The organism is Suttonella ornithocola (assembly GCF_001889065.1).
In the GTDB taxonomy this organism is placed as follows: Bacteria; Pseudomonadota; Gammaproteobacteria; order Cardiobacteriales; family Cardiobacteriaceae; genus Suttonella_A; species Suttonella_A ornithocola.
On record NZ_LWHB01000055.1, the window covers coordinates 1 to 2,046 of the forward strand.

Here is a 2,046-nt window from a genome sequence, read left to right on the forward strand (position 1 = left end):
TGCCGCGACACCAGCACTATCACAATTTGTCACTGTTGAACCATCAACGACTATCATCGAAGGTAATTTTTCTGAGAGAGCAGAAAACGGCTGATTAGAGAGATAATCAGCCGTTAAAGTTGAAACAAGCGCTAATTGCCCTTGAGTATTAATTTCACCAATTGGCGTTTGCATAATTAGTTCATTGATTGCATTTTATTAATCAATGCATCAATGCCACCTCTTTGTAACTCAGTATCGAAAGTATTCCGATAACCTGTAATTAAAGAAACGTTTTCAAAGGTTGCATCATAAATTTTCCATTGACCATTGTCATACCAAAGTGCAAATTCCATATTAGATACTTTTCCAGTATTATCAGTCACTTGAACACGAACTTTTGCACGGTTATATTTATCTACAACTGGCATGCCTAAGACTTTTATTTTGGCTTGCGTATATCCAGACCAACCTTTTGAATAGACACGAATAAGTAATTTTCTAAATGTTTGACTAAATGCATCAAATTTTCCAGCTGCGCGGACTTCTTGTAAATGACGACCTAATGCAATTTCAGCCATACGATTAAAAGCTAAATGTGGGGATATTTCTTGCTCAATAAATTGCTGAAAAGCTGCTGGATTATTTTGATACTTTGCTTTGTTTGCATCTAAAGAGGCTAAAATTTCAGTTGACGTCTGTTCAATTAAAGCTTTCGCTCCTTCTGGTGAAGATTGAGCAGCAAAAGTAACTGTACTGAGCACACCTAAAATAGCTCCTAATAACCATCTTTTCATAAAAAAACTCCTAATTAGTTTTTCATAGACATATTTGTAATGAACTGCTGGATGACTTTCTCTAATACGACAGAAGAATTTGTATATTGAAACTCATCGCCGTCCGTCATCATCTGCGTATCACCACCAGCGGTAATACCAATATATTTACCACCAATTAAACTGCTGCTTAAAATATCAGCACTACTATCTAATGGGATTTGATTATACTGCTTAGCAATTTGCATTGTGACTACAGCTTGGAAAGTTTTTTGGTCTAGCGCAATATTAGTAATACGACCAATTTGCACACCTGATTGTGTAACAGCTGCATTAGAGGATAAGCCTGTAATGTCCGAAAATCGTGCTTTAACCGTATAATATTGATCTGGATAAAATTCGCTACTGAAACCGCTAATTTGTTGTAGCATTTTTTCTAAAACCATTGCCCCACCAGTGCGCGTTAAGCTATCACCATTTTTAAGCATTTTATCGGAAGTACCAGGTGTAATTCCAATATATCTTTCGCCTAACAATCCAGAAGTTAAGATGCGAGCATTGCTATCAATAGGAAGCGATACTGATTGACTAATTTCAAAAGTGATTTTTGCCTCAGCACGTTCAGGAATAAGCTCAATAGAAGAAACTCGTCCAATTTGGACACCGGCTAATGTTACTTTCGCTTCTTTTCCTAATCCACTAGCATCTCCAAATAAAGCTTGTAACTCATAAACTTCTCCTGGATGGAATCCTCCTAAACGACTGGCTTTAAATCCTAGAAAAAATAATCCTAAGATTGCTAATAAAACAAACAGCCCCACAAATAAAGTTAAAATTTTATTTTTTTGCATAATTTACATTCCAAACATAACGGAAGTGAGCAGAAAGTCTGCTGCTAAAATAGCTAGTGATGAGATGACAACGGTTTTAGTTGTTGCTCGCCCTAAGCCTTGCGCCGTTGGAGGAGCGACAAATCCTTCAAAAACAGCAATTGATGCACATAAAAAGCCAAAAACGATGCCTTTAACAATCATTCCTAAAAAAATATTTTCATGAAATGAAACAATTCTTTGTAATTGTCCCCAAAAAGAAGCGCCATCAAGCCCCAAATGCGGAACTCCCACAGCATAAGCGCCAACCATAGCAATCGCAACAAATATAACAACTAACAAAGGGACTGCAATTAAAGCACCAAAAAATCTAGGAACACCTACTTGTGCAATAGGCTCTATTCCCATCATTTCCATCGCAGATAATTGCTCTGTTGTTTTCATTAGACCAATTTCAGCAG

General features: G+C 36.8%; 3 protein-coding genes. All 3 read right to left on the bottom strand.

The features are described 5' to 3' along the window. Window positions 1-176 precede the first annotated feature (176 nt). Window positions 177-776, bottom strand: coding sequence for an MlaC/ttg2D family ABC transporter substrate-binding protein (locus A5N85_RS04720; RefSeq protein WP_072576199.1), 600 nt, complete (start codon window positions 774-776; stop codon window positions 177-179). Between the two features lie 14 nt (window positions 777-790). Then, window positions 791-1,606 (bottom strand): outer membrane lipid asymmetry maintenance protein MlaD, encoded by an 816-nt coding sequence (mlaD, locus tag A5N85_RS04725; protein ID WP_072576200.1) that lies wholly within the window; start codon window positions 1,604-1,606, stop codon window positions 791-793. Between the two features lie 3 nt (window positions 1,607-1,609). Then, window positions 1,610-2,046 (bottom strand): ABC transporter permease (locus A5N85_RS04730; RefSeq protein ID WP_143143182.1); only part of this gene is annotated, 437 nt, incomplete at its 5' end.

What these genes read in the sequence shown, in the direction of transcription:
- A5N85_RS04720 (WP_072576199.1), bottom strand. Translation starts at nt 776, where the DNA reads ATGAAAAGATGGTTATTAGGAGCTATTTTAGGTGTGCTCAGTACAGTT.
- mlaD (WP_072576200.1), bottom strand. Translation starts at nt 1,606, where the DNA reads ATGCAAAAAAATAAAATTTTAACTTTATTTGTGGGGCTGTTTGTTTTA.